This window comes from Pseudoalteromonas sp. T1lg122 (assembly GCF_002964825.1).
GTDB lineage: Bacteria > Pseudomonadota > Gammaproteobacteria > Enterobacterales > Alteromonadaceae > Pseudoalteromonas > Pseudoalteromonas gelatinilytica.
This window is the reverse complement of sequence record NZ_PQCG01000033.1, coordinates 301,329-318,925: the sequence shown is the minus strand read 5'-3', so window position 1 is coordinate 318,925 and position 17,597 is coordinate 301,329. Positions and strand designations below refer to the sequence as shown.

17 protein-coding genes and 1 pseudogene are annotated in these 17,597 nt (G+C 42.2%); 15 read left to right on the top strand and 3 right to left on the bottom strand.

The features are described 5' to 3' along the window. The first annotated feature begins 28 nt into the window (after positions 1-28). The 11 genes and pseudogenes from C2M33_RS17815 to C2M33_RS21555 form a co-directional block, all read left to right on the top strand. Positions 29-607 (top strand): anthranilate synthase component II, encoded by a 579-nt coding sequence (locus tag C2M33_RS17815; RefSeq protein WP_105175073.1) that lies wholly within the window; start codon positions 29-31, stop codon positions 605-607. Between the two features lie 48 nt (positions 608-655). Next, positions 656-1,816: an HDOD domain-containing protein gene (locus tag C2M33_RS17810; RefSeq protein ID WP_063701648.1), complete on the top strand. Its 1,161-nt coding sequence runs from the start codon at positions 656-658 to the stop codon at positions 1,814-1,816. Between the two features lie 369 nt (positions 1,817-2,185). Further along, a complete protein-coding gene (locus tag C2M33_RS17805) occupies positions 2,186-3,391 on the top strand; it encodes an aspartate aminotransferase family protein (protein WP_063701580.1) in 1,206 nt (401 codons plus the stop codon). Positions 3,392-3,471: 80 nt separating this feature from the next. After that, complete coding sequence (gene astA / locus C2M33_RS17800; protein WP_105175072.1) at positions 3,472-4,488, top strand: arginine N-succinyltransferase; 1,017 nt, start codon at positions 3,472-3,474, stop codon at positions 4,486-4,488. An 18-nt stretch (positions 4,489-4,506) separates the two neighbouring features. Further along, complete coding sequence (gene astD, locus C2M33_RS17795) at positions 4,507-5,976, top strand: succinylglutamate-semialdehyde dehydrogenase (protein ID WP_105175071.1); 1,470 nt, start codon at positions 4,507-4,509, stop codon at positions 5,974-5,976. A gap of 128 nt (positions 5,977-6,104) precedes the next feature. After that, positions 6,105-6,452: a DUF3802 family protein gene (locus tag C2M33_RS17790; protein WP_063701586.1), complete on the top strand. Its 348-nt coding sequence runs from the start codon at positions 6,105-6,107 to the stop codon at positions 6,450-6,452. A gap of 144 nt (positions 6,453-6,596) precedes the next feature. Next, entirely contained in the window at positions 6,597-7,010 is a 414-nt protein-coding gene (locus tag C2M33_RS17785; RefSeq protein ID WP_063701588.1) for an OsmC family protein, read from the top strand. A gap of 88 nt (positions 7,011-7,098) precedes the next feature. Then, positions 7,099-7,911 carry an adenosylmethionine decarboxylase gene (gene speD, locus C2M33_RS17780; RefSeq protein WP_063701590.1) on the top strand — a complete coding sequence of 271 codons (813 nt, stop codon included), beginning with the start codon at positions 7,099-7,101 and terminating at the stop codon, positions 7,909-7,911. 118 nt (positions 7,912-8,029) lie between these two features. After that, positions 8,030-9,523 carry an NAD(P)H-hydrate dehydratase gene (locus tag C2M33_RS17775; RefSeq protein ID WP_105175070.1) on the top strand — a complete coding sequence of 498 codons (1,494 nt, stop codon included), beginning with the start codon at positions 8,030-8,032 and terminating at the stop codon, positions 9,521-9,523. Between the two features lie 192 nt (positions 9,524-9,715). Next, positions 9,716-9,970, top strand: coding sequence for a YHYH domain-containing protein (locus C2M33_RS21505; protein WP_105175069.1), 255 nt, complete (start codon positions 9,716-9,718; stop codon positions 9,968-9,970). Positions 9,971-10,839: 869 nt separating this feature from the next. Further along, positions 10,840-11,223: pseudogene (locus C2M33_RS21555) on the top strand (thrombospondin type 3 repeat-containing protein); the annotation flags it as partial. A gap of 163 nt (positions 11,224-11,386) precedes the next feature. Here C2M33_RS21555 and groL read toward each other — a convergent pair. The 3 genes from groL to C2M33_RS17750 all read right to left on the bottom strand — a co-directional run bounded on the left by groL (position 11,387) and on the right by C2M33_RS17750 (position 13,992). Beyond that, entirely contained in the window at positions 11,387-13,033 is a 1,647-nt protein-coding gene (gene groL / locus C2M33_RS17760) for a chaperonin GroEL (RefSeq protein ID WP_105175067.1), read from the bottom strand. A gap of 51 nt (positions 13,034-13,084) precedes the next feature. After that, positions 13,085-13,372 (bottom strand): co-chaperone GroES, encoded by a 288-nt coding sequence (locus C2M33_RS17755; RefSeq protein ID WP_063701599.1) that lies wholly within the window; start codon positions 13,370-13,372, stop codon positions 13,085-13,087. 143 nt (positions 13,373-13,515) lie between these two features. Further along, the gene (locus tag C2M33_RS17750) at positions 13,516-13,992 is read right to left on the bottom strand and encodes an FxsA family protein (RefSeq protein ID WP_063701602.1); all 477 of its coding nucleotides are present in this window, start codon (positions 13,990-13,992) and stop codon (positions 13,516-13,518) included. 162 nt (positions 13,993-14,154) lie between these two features. Between C2M33_RS17750 and cutA the strand changes: the two genes are divergently transcribed. From cutA to accB, 4 genes are all read left to right on the top strand, one after another. Next, a complete protein-coding gene (cutA, locus tag C2M33_RS17745; RefSeq protein WP_063701604.1) occupies positions 14,155-14,475 on the top strand; it encodes a divalent-cation tolerance protein CutA in 321 nt (106 codons plus the stop codon). Then, a complete protein-coding gene (locus C2M33_RS17740) occupies positions 14,475-16,301 on the top strand; it encodes a protein-disulfide reductase DsbD (RefSeq protein WP_105175066.1) in 1,827 nt (608 codons plus the stop codon). The genes cutA and C2M33_RS17740 overlap by 1 nt, the downstream gene beginning before the upstream one ends. 348 nt (positions 16,302-16,649) lie before the next feature. Next, positions 16,650-17,102 (top strand): type II 3-dehydroquinate dehydratase, encoded by a 453-nt coding sequence (aroQ, locus tag C2M33_RS17735; protein ID WP_105175065.1) that lies wholly within the window; start codon positions 16,650-16,652, stop codon positions 17,100-17,102. Between the two features lie 30 nt (positions 17,103-17,132). After that, positions 17,133-17,594, top strand: coding sequence for an acetyl-CoA carboxylase biotin carboxyl carrier protein (accB, locus tag C2M33_RS17730; protein ID WP_063701610.1), 462 nt, complete (start codon positions 17,133-17,135; stop codon positions 17,592-17,594). The last annotated feature ends 3 nt before the right edge of the window (positions 17,595-17,597 follow it).

Sequence of the window (17,597 nt, the reverse complement as noted above, 5' to 3'; positions counted from 1 at the left end):
TTGACTGAGTAATTTTGGGTTACACGCAATGCTGTTAATGATCGACAATTATGATTCGTTTACATACAACCTAGTGCAATATTTTCAGCGCTTGGATCAAGATGTATTAGTTAAACGAAACGATGAGATCAGTATCGCTGAGATAAAACAACTAAACCCAGAGCACATCGTACTTTCACCTGGACCATGTTCGCCAAACGAAGCAGGCATTTCTTTGCAAGTGGTTGAACAATTAAAAGGCCAGTTGCCAATTCTTGGTATTTGCTTAGGTCACCAAACCATTGCACAGGCACTAGGTGCTGATGTGATCCGTGCAAAGCAAGTGATGCATGGTAAAACTTCATTAGTTAAACATACCAATCAAGGTGTGTTTAAAGGTTTGGCAAACCCGCTGACTGTGTGTCGTTACCACTCTCTTGTGGTTGATAAACAAAGTTTACCCGATGAATTTACTATTACCGCATGGACAGAACAAAATTCTGATTTTGATGAAATTATGGGTATCATGCATAATGATTTAGCACTGGAAGGGGTGCAGTTTCATCCAGAAGCTATTTTGACCCAACAAGGGCTTGAATTACTTGCTAACTTTTTAACTCGCTTCTAATCTTAGGCTAGTGAATTAACAAATATGATCGACAATACGCCTGTGCAAATGACCGAAGAAAACCGACAACAAAGGACTGCGATGGTGCTTAATGAGCGCGCGCACGATCTTTTGCTTGGCCACAGTTTTGCACAGCGTCAAATTGGCTATATTCACACCCTTGAAATTGATTATGGCGAATCAATGGAGCAACGCACTTTATTAGAGGTTGAAGTTGCTGCCGAGAAGAAACGCCAAAAGAGCAGCACTGCTCATCATAAGTATCGCGCCCAAGCGAGTAAGCAATTACACCAAGTAATTGAAGCTGCCATGCATAAGCAGCTTGAAGACATTGATGCCGTGATTCACGAAACAATCGGTATCCAAGATAGCGTCCCTGCTATTTTAGATATTTTAGCTGTGCGTTCAGCCTCAGTGGGTCGACTCGAGCCCTTAGTTAAAGACTTAAGTTGGTTAGGTCGTGAGCTTGTCGCGTTTGTGAATTTGCCTTTTTACCGTCAACAGCGAAATAAGCACACCTCAGTCAAAGTTGATAACCCACTTTTAGCGCTGCGCTACATTGGCTTAGATAACTTAAAGTTTGTGGTGCCAACCTTTGCGGTACGCCATTGGATGCCGCACAGTACAGAACCATTCCCGCTGTTAAAACGTCGACTTCGTGATAATTCAATGGCGTGTGCTATCGCGGCTCAAGAGATTGCGAAGCTTAATGGTGTAAATGAGGTGCACGCCTTTACCTTAGGTATGCTACTCGATGTGGGTAAGATAGCGCTAGTTCGCATATATCTTCGTATTTTCGAGTTAGTTTGGCAGCGCCAAGTAACAAAAGCCCGTGATGAGCAAAAGAAAGACTTGCACACAGCTTTATTAGAACTAAAACCTGACCCTTTGTTTTTAAGCACCTTGCTAAACAAGCAGTCGATGAAGGTAACAGCGACCGTAATTGAGAAAATGGCCTTTAGGTATTTACCATTTAATGCGGTCATGCAGCAGTTAACGACGCCTCTGGCTAAAAATGATGAGTATTTGCCACTTACCAAAGTGATTTTAAAAGCCCGTTGTTATGCCCAGTATTTAAGTTTAAATGAGCATCAACTGGTCGAAAGTGACGAAACTGAGCGTTGGTTTGCGCACTTCGATTTCAGCAAAGAAGAGCTTGATCAGCTAGCAAAATGCAATTTTGATCGCTTTCATATCCAAATTAATTAAAAAAATTGTTAATTTTTTTGCGACTATTCATTCACTGTTTATCAATCCGCAGCAACAAACTTTTTCTCTTTAGCCTCTGCTTGGCTCACTAGCGGCACGCCTTTTTGTTCTATTTTGAGTGAAAAACAACCTTCAAATAGTTATTCACTATCCATGAAAAAATATCTCAAGCCCTTTATTTTCAAGGGCTACATGAAAGTTTTCTAAGAGACATGACGAAAATTTTCTGAAATAATGGATGAATGAAAATTGAACCAAAGAGTAATTTTGGTGATTTTGCGCTAAGCTCAATCGGCTAAGTAAAATGGCTTAGTTTAGCTTTAGAGCGCCACCTTACTCTGTGTGTGCTTACAATTATGAGGATATAAAATGACAGTCAATCGCGAATTATTTGATCAAGTAATGGTTCCTAACTATGCACCATCAAGTGTTATTCCAGTTCGAGGCGAAGGCTCTCGCGTATGGGACCAAGAAGGTCGCGAATTTATCGATTTTGCTGGTGGTATTGCTGTTAACTGTCTTGGCCATTGTCACCCGGCTCTTGTAAGTGCATTAAAAGAGCAAGGCGAAAAAATTTGGCACTTATCAAATGTAATGACGAATGAGCCAGCACTTCGTTTAGCTAAAAAGCTAACTGATGCAACGTTTGCAGAGAAAGTATATTTTGCAAACTCAGGTGCAGAAGCAAACGAAGCGGCACTTAAGCTAGCACGTCGTTTTGCACTGGATAATTATGGTGAGCAAAAGTCACAAATTATCTCATTCAATAAAGGCTTCCACGGCCGTACATTCTTCACTGTAACAGTAGGCGGTCAAGCTGCATACTCTGATGGTTTTGGTCCAAAACCGGGTGATATCGTGCACTGTGATTACAACGATTTAGCTGCTTTCGAAGCGCTTATCTCAGACAACACGTGTGCGGTAATGATGGAGCCTCTGCAAGGTGAAGGCGGTATCATTTCTCCAACTGCTGAGTTTGTTGAAGGTGTTCGTGCGCTATGTACTAAACACAATGCACTACTTATCTTTGATGAAGTACAAACAGGTGTTGGTCGTACTGGTGAGCTTTATGCTTACCAAGGTCTTAATGTAACTCCAGATATCTTAACAACGGCAAAAGCGTTAGGTGGCGGTTTCCCAATCGGTGCGATGATCACGACAACTGATATTGCTAAGCACTTAAAAGTCGGTACTCATGGTTCTACTTACGGCGGTAACCCACTTGCGTGTGCAGTGGCAGAAGCTGCATTCGACACAGTAAATACGCCAGACGTACTTAACGGTGTTAAAGAAAAGTCAGCGTTATTCCGTGAGTTACTAACTGCGATTAACGAAAAGTACAATGTATTCACTGAAATCCGTGGCGAAGGTCTTTTAATTGGTGCAGTGGTGACTGAGCAATTCAAAGGTCGTGCAAAAGAATTCCTAGTTGCCGGTACTGAAGAAGGCGTTATGTCTTTAGTTGCTGGTGCTGATGTTGTTCGTTTCACACCGTCACTTGTTATTCCAGAAGCTGATATCCGCGAAGGTATGGCTCGTTTCGAAAAAGCAGTTGCAAAAGTCGTAAACGGCTAAGCGAAACTGTCATTTCAGGGCAAGCTAGGCTTGCCCTCATTTCTTAATTTACCGTTATTTATAAGGGAGCAAGCGGACTTATGATGATCCTTCGCCCAATCCAGCAAAGCGATTACCAAGCCTTAGTAAAGATTGCTGATGAATCAGGACATGGCTTTACGTCTTTGCCTAATAATGAAGAGTTATTACAAAAGAAAATCGATCACTCTGTCAGCTCATTCGCAAAAACAGCGCAGCAGCCAGGTGATGAAGGTTACTTGTTTGTTCTTGAAGATAGCGAAACGGGAGAAGTTGTAGGGACTTCAGGTATTGAAGCTGCCGTAGGTTTAGATGATGCTTTTTATCATTATCATTTAAGCAAAGCGATTCACTCATCTCGTACGCTAAACGTGTATAAAGCCGTTGATATTTTAACGCTGTGTAATGATTACACAGGTGCAACTGAGCTGTGCACTTTATTCTTAAAAGACGGCTACCGTAAAAACAATAACGGTAAATTGCTTTCAAAAGCGCGTTTTATGTTCATTAACCAACATAAAGAGCGTTTTGCTGAAACAGTGATTGCAGAAATGCGTGGTGTTTCAGATGAAAATGGCGAAAGCCCATTCTGGCAATGGCTAGAAGAACACTTTTTCTCGATGGACTTTCCGACGGCAGACTACTTAACGGGTATTGGTCAGAAAGTATTTATCGCTGAGTTAATGCCAAAATACCCAATTTACGTCAACTTACTAAGCAAAGACGCGCAAGCTGTGATTGGTCAAGTTCATGACAATACACGCCCAGCGATTGAACTATTAAAGAGTGAAGGTTTTACTTTTAATGGTTATGTAGACATTTTTGATGCGGGTCCAACTGTTGAAGCTAAGGTCGATAATATCGCCACAGTGCGTAACGCAAGAACAGTAAAAGTTGAGATTGGTGAAAGCCAAGGCGACACCACGGTATTGTTAGCAAACGATAAGCTTGCTGATTTTAGAGCAACCGTGACTGAAGTGAGCCTTACGTGTGATGCCGATACCATCACAATTTCAAGTGAACTTGCCAAGGCGCTTCACCTAGAAGCTGGCGATTCAGTTTCACTTGCAACACTATAAAATTCAGGAGACATATTAATGACTCATGCAGCGCAATTTATTAATGGTCAATGGCAAGCGGGCCTTGGTCATGATTTTCAATCTGTAAATCCAGCAAATAACGATGTAATCTGGCAAGCAAACACAGCAACCGCTGAGCAAGTAGACAGCGCCGTTGCTGCTGCACGTGAAGCGTTCTACAGCTGGGCTGATAAAACATTTGCAGAGCGTTTAGCGATTGTAAAAACATTCGCAGAAACGCTTAAAGAACACAGCGAAGAATTAGCGATTGCTATCGCACAAGAAACCGGTAAACCACTTTGGGAAACTCGCACTGAAGCAGGTGCGATGGTGGGTAAAATTGCTATCTCTGAAAAAGCATTTTTAGAACGCACAGGTGATGTTGAAAACCCAATGCCACAAGGTCGTGCGATGATCCGTCACAAGCCGCATGGCGTTGTCGCTGTGTTTGGTCCGTATAACTTCCCTGGTCACTTACCAAACGGCCACATTGTACCTGCACTTTTAGCTGGTAATACCGTGGTATTTAAACCGTCTGAGCTAACGCCAGCAGTTGCTGAGTTAACGTTAAAGTTATGGCAAAAGGCTGGTCTACCTGCGGGTGTTATCAACCTTGTGCAAGGTGAAGTTGAAACAGGTAAAGCGCTTGCATCTCACAAAGGTATCGACGGCTTATTCTTTACGGGTTCTTCTCGTACGGGTCATATTTTACATGAACAGTTTGCAGGTCAACCGGGTAAAATTTTAGCGTTGGAAATGGGCGGTAATAACCCGTTAATCGTTACTGATGTTGCTGATACTAAAGCGGCTATCCACGATATTATCCAATCAGCGTTTATTTCTACTGGTCAACGTTGTACGTGTGCGCGTAAGTTGTTTTTACCAAAAGGTGAGCAAGGTGATGCCATCTTAGCGGGTCTTATTAAAGCAACTAAAGCAATTAAAGTGGGCGACTACGACGCAGAAGATCAACCTTTCATGGGGTCGATGATTTCTGCTACAGCGGCTGCAGGTATGGTTGCTGCACAAAAGCAACTTGTTGAGCTAGGTGCAGACGTACTTGTTGAGCTAACTCACAAAGAAAATACCGGCTTTGTAACACCGGGTATTTTAGAGTGTACAAACGTTGCGAACTTCCCAGATGAAGAGCACTTTGGACCACTGCTTAAAGTATTCCGTTTTACTGATTTTGATACCGCTATTGATAAAGCAAATGACACAAGCTTTGGCTTGTCAGCCGGTTTATTAAGCGACAGCGCCGCTGATTACGATCACTTCTTACGTCGTATTCGCGCAGGTATCGTTAACTGGAACCGTCCTATCACGGGTGCATCAAGTGCTGCACCATTTGGTGGTATTGGCGCATCAGGTAACCACAGAGCAAGTGCCTACTATGCAGCTGACTATTGTGCATACCCAGTCGCTTCAGTTGAGCTTGAAAAAGTAGCGATGCCAGCGACATTGAGTCCAGGCTTAAAAATCGATTAATAATCGTAAATCATTACAAAAAGCAGCTTAGGCTGCTTTTTTTGTATGAGATGTCTAGCAAAGGTAGCAATTAAAAGCGCTTTCTGCTTAAATCTAAAGAGATAGTTTTTTATTAGGTGTGCAGTCGTATGGTTTTAGATAGGCAAGGGTACGATGATCTTGTCATGTATCTCACTCAAAATTTAGCGCTTTTTGAGAAGCCAGGTCAAATTAAACCAGGAGCTCCAACAGTGTTAGAGCTGATTGAAGACGTGATAGCAGAAAACGTCATGTTACTTTGCGAGCAACATACAGAGCTTAATACTGAACAACGTAGTCAAATAGTCCGCGAAGTCGACGGTATTGTTTACGACCTACAAGAAGTTCTTAGTAGTGTCACGAATCACACAGTAACCGTTGAACAGCATGCTTTTATCGATGAGTTTGCCGGATTGGTGAAAAACTTATTCGACAGTGCTGTTGTAGAAAACGCCTAGTTTATAAAGCACCACACAATCTCTCGTCTTAAGCGAGCAGCTTAAAATAAGCGACTCGCTTTCCTCTATAGCTCACCTCTTATCCCTTGCATCTGTGTGTGACTTGCTTACAATCAAGCAAAATAACTTTAAGAGATAAAACACATGCAAGCGAATGTAAAATGGGTAGAAGGTGATACGTTTATTGGCCTTTCAAATTCAGGTCACAATGTAGTTTTTGATGCAGGTAGCGATAGTGCAGCACCTAGCCCAATGGAAATGGTGTTAATGTCAGCAGGCTGTTGTTCATCAGTTGATGTTGTTAGCATTTTGAAAAAAGCGAAGCAGTCGTTTTCTGACGTACAAGTTAAGCTAACTGCTGAACGTGCAGAGTCAGCGCCTCGCGTGTTTACTAAGATTAACCTACACTTTGTGGTTACCGGTAACGATGTCTCTGAAAAGCACCTTGCTCGCGCTGTTCAACTGTCAGCTGAAAAGTATTGTTCTGTTGCCTTAATGCTTGATAAAACAGTAGAAATTACGCATAGTCATGAAGTTGTGCAAGAACAGGTAAAATAACGCTTTTTCCGAGCACAAATTTCGTATAAAATCCGCGAACTTTTATTTCTGCTGGTGCAGGTTTCACTCGTTTAAAGGTTGGTTTAGCATGAATAAACCCTTCGATAAAATTAAGCTTCATGGCTTTAATAACTTAACTAAGAGCTTAAGCTTTAGTATTTACGATATTTGTTACGCAAAGACTGAACAACAGCGTAAAGAATATATTGAATATATCGACGAACAGTATAGTGCTGATCGCCTTACCGATATTTTAGGTGAAGTTGTGGATATTATTGGTGCAAACATCTTGAATGTTTCTCGCCAAGATTATGATCCGCAAGGTGCCAGTGTAACAATCTTGATCTCAGAAGAGCCGATTGAGCAACAAACAACGTATGACGTTGATGAAGCGCCAGGTCCTCTTCCTGAAACAGTTGTAGCGCACTTAGATAAGAGCCACATCTGTGTTCACACATACCCAGAAGCACACCCTGATGATGGTATTTGTACATTCCGTGCTGATATCGAAGTATCAACGTGTGGCATTATCTCGCCATTAAAAGCGTTAAACTTCTTAATTCACAGCCTTGAGTCTGATGTTGTAACAATTGACTATCGCGTACGTGGTTTCACCCGTGATGTTGATGGTGTTAAGCACTATATCGACCATGCAATTAACTCAATTCAGAACTACATGACTGAAGATACTAAAGAAGCGTACCAAATGATGGACGTGAACGTGTATCAAGAGAACTTGTTCCACACGAAGATGATGTTAAAAGAAACTGACTTGAATACTTATTTATTCGGTGTTTCTACCGCGGATCTTTCTGAAGACGAAGAAGAAGAAATTCGTTCTAAGCTAACTCGTGAGATGCAAGAGATCTTCTACGGTCGTAACTTACCAGACACAGAGTAAGTTATTATAGCTTCAGAAAAACGGCGCGTAATGTAAGTTACGCGCCGTTTTTTTATGCCTCATTGACTGCATTCAGCTGTACTTATATGCTGATTAAAAGGCCAATTTAAGGATTGATATGTCAGTACCTCTCTCGCAGTCGGTATTTTTAGCAGAGCAAGTTCGTGAAAATGAAGGACCCGCTGCCAAGCACTGTGGTATCAGTATGTATGAGCTTATGGAGCGAGCAGGGCAGGCTACTTTCCAACAAGCTATTAATCACTTTGCTGATGCAAATGTATTCGTTGTGTTAGCGGGGGTTGGTAATAATGCAGGTGATGGTTATGTTGTTGCTCGCTTAGCGAAACAAGCGGGGAAGCAGGTTAGAGTTATTGCTGCCATGCCCGACAAACCGCTCAAAGGGGATGCCCTTAGTGCTCAGCAAGCTTGGCTCGACGCAGGAGGAGCAATAACAGCGGATATAAGCGTTATTGAGCAAGCAGACATCATTATTGATGGCTTACTTGGTACAGGTATTCAAAGCAAGGTGCGCGAGCCTTTTTCAACCTTAATTAAAGCTGCCAACGAAAGCCAAGTGCCGATAGTTGCTATCGACCTACCCTCAGGTATTCATGCAGACACAGGTGTCGAACAGGGAGTCGCAATTAAAGCTGCACTCACTGTGACTTTTGTGGGGATTAAACAAGGTTTAGTGACAGGGCAAGGGCGAGCACATGCAGGTAACATAGAGTTTGCTGATTTAGGTATTGAAGATGCCTTTTTAAAACTGACATCACCCGCTGCAGAGCTTATCAACTATCAGACGCAGCCGAGGCTTCCTGAGCGCAATAATAACAGCCACAAAACCAGTCATGGAAAATTATTGTGTGTTGGTGGTAATGCTGGCACCGCAGGTGCAATTCGTTTAACTGCAGAGGCCGCTCTTCGCACTGGTGCGGGCATGGTCAAAGTGTATACCCATAGCAGTTCTATTTTGCCAGTGAGCATTGGACGACCTGAACTTATGGTTACCGATACAAATATAATTAGTGCGCTAGAGTGGGCGAGTTGTATTGCTATTGGTCCAGGGCTTGGTCAGGACGATTGGTCCGAAACAACCTTTGAAACTGTCATGCAGTATTGTTTCACTAATAACAAGCCACTGATTATTGATGCCGACGCACTTAATTTAATAGCTCAGCATGCTTCGTCATTCCCATTAGCGAATACCGTAATCACACCGCACCCCGGTGAGGCTGCAAGATTACTGAATTGCCGCACGGTTGATATTGAAGAAAATCGCTTTCATGCAGTAAAACAGCTTGCGCGCAGCTATACCACTACTTGTGTACTCAAAGGCGCTGGTAGTTTAATTGCTGATAATAACCAAACATGGGTGTGTACAGATGGAAATCCTGCACTTGCGGTTGGCGGCAGTGGCGATGTATTGACAGGTATCATAGCGGCACTGATAGCACAGGGGCTTACTCCTCAGCAAGCAGCGTGTTTGGGCGTTACATTACATGCAAAAGCTGGTGACATAGCGGCAGAGAGTGAAGGCGAAAGAGGCATGTTGCCGAGTGACTTGTTTGCGATAGTGAGGGAGTTGGTTAATGGCAGCTTTAAGCTGTAAGTTTTAAGCTGTAAGTTTTTAAGCTGTAAGTTTTTAAGCTGTAAGTTTTTAAGCTGTAAGTTTTTAAGCTGTAAGTTTTAAGCCGCAAGTATAAAAACATCATAACTACTACTATTTTGTTGGTTTTTAAGCTTTTTGGTGAATTCATGCTAGTATTATTACCTTAGTTCAAATGTAATAGGGAAGTTTGTTTTGAATAAGGTTAAGGTATTGTTAGCAGTCGCTCTTTTGGTAAGTTCAGGTCTCAGTGCGCATTCGGGGCGTACTAACGCATCAGGCTGTCATACAAACCATTCCAATGGTAGCTATCACTGCCATAATAAAAAGCGAGCTGATAAGCAAACATATTGCCACATACTTAAAGGTGAAAAGCGTTGTGGATATGCCTATTCAACATGCCAATCGTTGAAAAAGAAGTATGGCGGGGCTTGTGAACTTAGTTATTAGCTTATTGTTCTGTTAAATGGTACAAATAATCTAGACAAAGTAACTTGGACTCGCATGCTATCTTAAATTCTTACTTCTCGAATCCTGTCGATTATTAAGGTGTTGATTTTCATTGCTTTTATTTCTATCCTGTTTTTTGGTTTTAAATTTAAATCTTCGCGGTAACACCAGTAAATTTTTTGTAAATTACTGCTGGTTGTAAATTGACTTTTTTGGGATTGTCTACAAATATTAAGCCGCAGTTTCAGAAAAGCTCGTTTCGCCATGTCTCGGGAATGTTTTATACACCTTATAAAATTGCCTCATACTGCTTCGCTAAACTTCTGGGTGATGTTTGGAATGCACATTCCAACCCTACCAAATTTAAGGATATAAATATGAATAAGCACTTACTTATTTCAGGAGTGGCCTCGTGTTTTGTGTCTGCAGTGGCATTTGCAGATGTGACAGCTATGACTGGAACTATTCACTTACAACCCACAAATGGCAGTATTAATGGTTCGACAATCTCAGTATCGTCTGAGCAGGTTGTATCTGGTGGAACGTTTGGAACTTACACTACGCAGCAAATGTATGATGATGGTTTTCGGACTGAAGATGGAAAATTTGCAATGCAAATGTTCAACTATGGCTCAGGCATAGGCGCATTTGATATTCAACCAAGACCGAGCAGTTATACAATCCTTAATGATGGTGGAGCATCATATGATGTGTATTGGGGATGGCAATATTGGCTAATTTACACAAATGATGCAATGCACGGTACTATTTTGGCTGTATGGGATCAGATGCCAACTTCATTAACTTATTCATGTGATGATTACTGTCTTGTTTCAACTATCAGTGACCCGATAGGTATCGTTGATGAAGATATGGATCAAGACGGTATACCTGATGCTGTGGACAATTGCCCTGAAGTTGCAAACCCTGATCAGCTAGATTTTGATCAGGATGGTCAAGGCGATGTATGTGATGCCGATGTTGACGGCGATGGTGTGAATAATGATCTTGATTATTGCCCTAATACCCCAGCTTCAGAAGCGGTAACTTATGAAGGATGTTCTGTTGAGCAACATATGGCTGCACAATGTGGAGAATCATCAGAGTTTGCTAACCATGGTAAATACGTCAGTTGTGTTGCAAAAGCGGCAGAAGAGCTTTTAGATCAAGCTTTAATCACCGAAGAGCAAAAAGACATGATTGTCAGTGAGGCTGCTAAATCAGATAAAGGTAAACCAAAGAAAGGTAAGTAGCTAAGAGCAGCTCTAATTAAATAGAGTTTAGCAATTTTAAATCAGACTGTGTTTCTATAATCGTAAAAAAGCCCCTAAAAACATTTGTTTATAGGGGCTTTCTTTTGAAGGGGAGGTACCTTCGGGTAATATCTTTAAATAAAGATTTTTACCAGGGGGATGATTACATCATGCCGCCCATACCACCCATGCCGCCCATGCCGCCCATATCAGGAGCACCCGCGTCATCTTTAGGGATTTCAGCAACCATTGCTTCAGTTGTGATCATTAGACCCGCGATTGAAGCAGCGTACTGTAGTGCAGAACGCGTTACTTTAGTTGGGTCTAAGATACCCATTTCGATCATGTCGTTGTACTCGCCAGATGCTGCGTTGTAACCGTAGTTACCTTCACCACCTTTTACCGAGTTAACAACAACTGATGCTTCGTCACCTGCGTTCGTTACGATTTGACGAAGTGGTGCTTCCATTGCACGAAGTGCAACTTTAATACCGTGGCTTTGGTCTTCGTTGTCGCCAACAAGCTCAGCAAGTTTGCTAGCTACGCGAACTAATGCAACACCACCACCCGGTACAACACCTTCTTCAACCGCTGCGCGAGTTGCGTGTAGCGCATCTTCAACGCGGTCTTTTTTCTCTTTCATTTCGATTTCAGTTGCTGCGCCAACTTTGATTACTGCAACACCGCCAGCTAGTTTAGCCATACGCTCTTGTAGTTTCTCTTTATCGTAGTCAGACGTTGCTTCTTCGATTTGTGCTCTGATTTGTGCAACACGGCCGTTGATGCCGTCTTCTTCACCTGCACCGTCGATGATTGTTGTGTCATCTTTAGTGATTACAACGCGCTTCGCTGTACCTAGGTCTTCAACTGTTGCTTTTTCTAGCTCTAAACCGATTTCTTCAGAAATAACGGTACCGCCAGTTAATACGGCGATGTCTTGTAGCATCGCTTTACGACGGTCACCAAAACCTGGCGCTTTAACTGCAGATACTTTAACGATGCCGCGCATGTTGTTTACTACAAGCGTTGCAAGCGCTTCGCCTTCAAGGTCTTCAGCAATGATAAGTAGAGGCTTGCTAGCTTTAGCTACGGCTTCTAATGTAGGTAGTAACTCACGAATGTTAGATACTTTTTTGTCTACAAGTAGAATGAATGGGTTGTCTAGCTCTACTGCGCCTTTTTCAGCGTTGTTGATGAAGTAAGGAGACAGATAACCACGGTCAAACTGCATACCTTCAACTACGTCTAGTTCGTTTTCTAACGACTGACCTTCTTCAACTGTGATTACGCCTGAATCACGGCCTACTTTTTCCATTGCTTCAGCAATGATGTTACCGATTTCGCTATCAGAGTTAGCAGAAATAGTACCTACTTGTGCAATTGCTTTAGCATCGGCACAAGGAACAGAAAGTGCTTTAAGTTCTTGAACAGCAGCGGCAACAGCTTTATCGATACCACGCTTAAGGTCCATTGGGTTCATACCCGCTGCAACTGCTTTTAAGCCTTCGTTTACGATAGCTTGCGCTAATACAGTTGCAGTTGTTGTACCGTCACCTGCAGCGTCATTCGCTTTCGACGCTACTTCTTTAACCATTTGTGCGCCCATGTTTTCGAACTTGTCTTCAAGCTCGATTTCTTTTGCTACAGATACACCGTCTTTAGTGATCACTGGAGCGCCGAATGATTTGTCTAATACAACGTTACGGCCTTTAGGACCTAAAGTTACTTTTACTGCGTTTGCTAAAATGTTTACGCCAGTTAGCATTTTGCCACGTGCGTCACCTGCAAAAAGTACTTCTTTTGCTGCCATGATTTAATTCCTCTTAAATTCTGTAAACGGGTTGCTAAATGAAAAGTAGGATTAGCCTACAATGCCTAGAATGTTATCTTCACGCATGATCAGGTACTCTTGACCTTCGATCTTTTCAACTTTTTCAACATAAGAGCCGAACAGCACAGTGTCACCGGCTTTTACTTCTAATGCTCTTACTTCACCGTTGTCTAAAACGCGGCCATTACCAACAGCGATAACTTCTCCGCGAGTTGATTTTTCAGCTGCAGAGCCAGTTAATACAATACCGCCAGCAGACTTAGTTTCTTCTTCTAGACGCTTAACGATGACGCGATCATGTAAAGGACGAATGTTCATTTATTTAGTTCTCCTAACAGTTTCTGAACAGTACAGAAAAAATCTTATGTTATTGCAGGGGAGTGCTAAGCCACCCGTTGCGTTTCATTGCCTTCATTAATGGGGGTGGCTTAAAAAAATCCAAGTACAAAAATTAAAAAATTTTAATCTTTTCGCTCAAATTCACCATCAATAGTTGTAGGTTGATGGTTTGGCTCTTCATGAGCGGCTGCTTTGCTATGATATTGGAAGTGTGCAGAGCCTTGATTTGCTTGCGTACTCATACGCACTGTCGCTTGGCTGGCAAGGCCTGCAGCTAGTTTGTTGCGGATTGCTGGCGTGAGTAATAAAAAGCCAAAAAAGTCAGTCATAATGCCAGGTGTCATTAATAAAACGCCGGCGATAATCACACATAAACCAGTAAATAATTCTTTTGCAGGCATTTGCCCTTGTGCCATTTGTAATTGCACGTTTTGAATCGCGCCCATGCCTTGCTGCTTCACTAATTTCGCACCGACAATCGCGGTCACAATCACAAGCGCTATGGTGGCAAAGCCGCCGATTACTTCACTCACTTGAATGAGTAACGCAATCTCCACAATCGGCACTAAAATAAATAACAAAAACAAAAATCTAAACATAACGCTCTCTAAAAAATGTCATTCTCTTTCGAGTCAGTGAAATATAAATAGGGGTGAGCAGGTCATTTTTCAAGGTGGAACCTAGGATCACCTTGCTCGCTACACATTATAGTTACTATCGGCTACTATGGTGCGACTCACGTAATCAAACAAAGGTTCCTTATGACTACGCATTTTCGACTTATTTTTACTACTTGTGCGAATGAGGCTGAAGCCCGTCAGTTGGCACAACATCTAGTTAAAGAAAAGCTAGCGGCTTGTGTGAACATTATGCCTACAATCGAATCTATTTACATGTGGGATGGCGAGATAACTCAAGCTACAGAAAGTAAGTTACTGATCAAAACAAAGTCAGAAAAAATGAATGAAGTGATCCAAACTATCAAGAAATTACATAGTTATGAGATACCAGAAATTCAGGTCGTTGATGTAGCAACAGGCAATTTAGCCTATTTTAATTGGATGGATGAGGTACTTAATTAATGCGATCGTTCCTTTTATTACTGTGCGCACTGTGGCTTGTGCCGGCCAGTGCAAGTAATAACAATTTACTTGGAAATCTATTACAACCTGCTGAGCAAACATTTTTGCCAGTTGATCAGGCCTTTGTTTTTGATTTTGACCAGCAAGGCAAAACCTTATTTATCGGCTGGGATATAGCGCCTGATTATTACCTCTATAAAAAGAAAGTCGAAATAATTGCTAAAGGCGCTGATATTGAAATCCCAGATCTTGGCAAAGGGCAAATCATAGAAGATGAGTTTTTTGGCAAAACCGAGGTCTTCTTTAACTCATTGAGTGTGGTAACTAAGCTTAGTAATGTTACGGAAGGGGCGGTTGTTAAAGTGCGTTTTCAAGGCTGTGCTGAAGCTGGACTTTGTTATCCGCCAGAAGTTAGAACCATTCCTTTATCTGTCATTGCTGGCGAGCAAGTTTCACAAACCGCGTCAGCGGGGAATGCGCTAGCGGCATTAACACAAGCAGCTGATACCAATGAGGCATCAACAAATGTTTCTCAAGAAGTAGCAAAACCAGCTGGTGAGCAGTCATATACCGATAAACTGGCATCGCAGGGCTTATTGACCAACCTAGTAATCTTCTTTTTAGTGGGTATTGGTCTGGCTTTTACGCCTTGCGTATTTCCAATGTTTCCGATTTTGTCGAGCCTTATAGCGGGTCAGCAGAACTTATCGACTAAAAAAGCGTTTTCGCTGTCGTTTGTTTATGTGCAAGGGATGGCCGTTACCTATGCTGCACTGGGCTTAGTGGTTGCATCATTAGGTGGTCAAGTACAAGGGTACTTGCAGCACCCAACGGTGTTAATTAGCTTTAGTATTTTGTTTGTATTGCTGGCGATGTCGATGTTCGGCTGGTACGAAATTAAGCTGCCTAGCGGCATGATGAATAAGCTTACTCAGGTAAGTAACCAGCAAAAAGGCGGTAACTATGTTGGCGTATTTATGATGGGTGTGTTGTCTGGTTTGATTGCGTCACCTTGTACAACAGCGCCATTGTCTGCTGCTTTACTCTATGTAGCGCAAAGTGGTGACTACCTGGTCGGTGGTTTAACACTTTATGTACTCAGTTTAGGCATGGGCTTACCGCTATTATTACTGGGGACTTCTGGCGGTAAATTACTACCCAAAGCCGGTGGTTGGATGGAGCAAGTGAAAACGTTATTTGGCTTCATCATGCTGGTCGTTCCGCTAATTCTGCTTGAGCGTATTGTTGATATTGAAATCATTTGGTTAATGGCGGGTTTATTAGCACTTGCGACCGCACTTTATTTACACCATTGGCAAAGTGCGCAATCACAAGGCAAGCTAAAAACAGCACTCTGGTTTGCTGCAACTTTACTGGTGGTGACGGGGGCGAGCCTAACGAAAAATTATTTTTGGCCGAGTAAAGCGGTAGTTGCCGAAGCCGCAGCACAAACACATGGTTTTAAACAAGTTGCTAATTTAAGTGAATTGAAAGACGAAATTGCAGCTGCAAGTAGCGAAGGGCGCTTAGTGATGGTCGACTTATACGCAGACTGGTGCGTCGCGTGTAAAGAGTTTGAACACTACACGTTTCCTGATACGAATGTTCAAGCACAGTTTGCTCACTTTGAGTTAATCCAAATCGATTTAACCGAAAGTGATGCAAAAACAATTGAGCTAATGGAAGAGTTCACAGTCTTTGGTTTACCGAGCATTCTGTTCTTTGATACTCAAGGTAATGAGCTTTTAGAGCAACGCGTAACTGGCTTTTTAAATGCCAAAGACTTTGCTGAGCATTTAGCAAAAGTACGAAATAGCGCTAAATAAACGCAAACGTGCAAGAAAATAGCGAAACGCCACTCATCTGAGTGGCGTTTTTGTTTCTGTCTCGTAAAAAATGGTGGTTTTCAATGAAAAGTCGTAATTTCACTTGGTGAAGTTCAATTTATCAGCAGGAAAATGCTCAGAATGACCTTGTTGTGTGCCTTGCTGTGCCTGCCTTTGCCGCGAATAGGTAGTGATTAGACCAGTATTTTGCTGCTATTTACGTCGAAATATCTATAATAGGTGGTTAACGTGAGAAATAGTTGCTATTTTACATCAACACGCTTAGGTTAAGCGTGGGTTTATGGTGAATATGGTTAAACTGCTTACTTATAGGATATATCGCGTATTATGGCTGCAAAATTCAAACTTTTAGTTCTAAATGGGCCAAATTTAAACATGCTTGGCAAGCGTGAACCAGAAAAGTACGGTACTCAATCTCTTGATGAGATTATAGCTGAACTTAGTCAGGTTGCTGCCGGTCACAATGTTGAATTAACGCATTTCCAAAGTAACAGTGAAGCAGCATTAATAGAACGTATTCACGATGCATGGCAAGTGGTTGATGCAATTATTATTAACCCTGCTGCATTTACGCATACTAGCGTAGCCTTACGGGATGCATTGCTTAGTGTAAACATTCCCTTTTACGAGGTGCATTTAACTAATGTGCATGCTCGCGAAGCATTCCGCCATCATTCGTATTTTTCGGATGTGGCACAAGGCGTCATTATTGGATTAGGAGCAATGGGTTATAAGGTGGCACTTGAAGCTGCTGTTAGCCGGTTGCAAAACACACATTAATTTTTAAATAACTAACAGGCGGGTCGATCAATGGATATTCGCAAGATCAAAAAACTTATCGAACTAGTAGAAGAATCTGGTATTGCTGAATTAGAAATCACTGAAGGTGAAGAATCAGTACGCATCAATCGTAGCAACATGGCTGCAGCACCTGCAATGCAGTATGCGCCGCAACATTTTGCAGCACCAGCTCCAGCGGCAGCACCAGCTCCAGTGGCTGAAGCACCAGCAGCAGACGCAGCGCCAGCAGCACCAACAGGTCACCAAGTTAAATCACCTATGGTTGGTTCATTCTACTCAGCAGCTTCTCCTGAAGCAGCGCCTTATGTAGAAGTAGGTTCAAAAGTAAATGTTGGCGACACGTTATGTATCGTTGAAGCAATGAAGATGATGAACCAAATCGAATCTGATAAAGCAGGCACAGTTAAAGCTATCTTAGTTGAAAATGGCGAGCCAGTAGAATTCGATCAACCTTTATTCATCATTGAATAATAG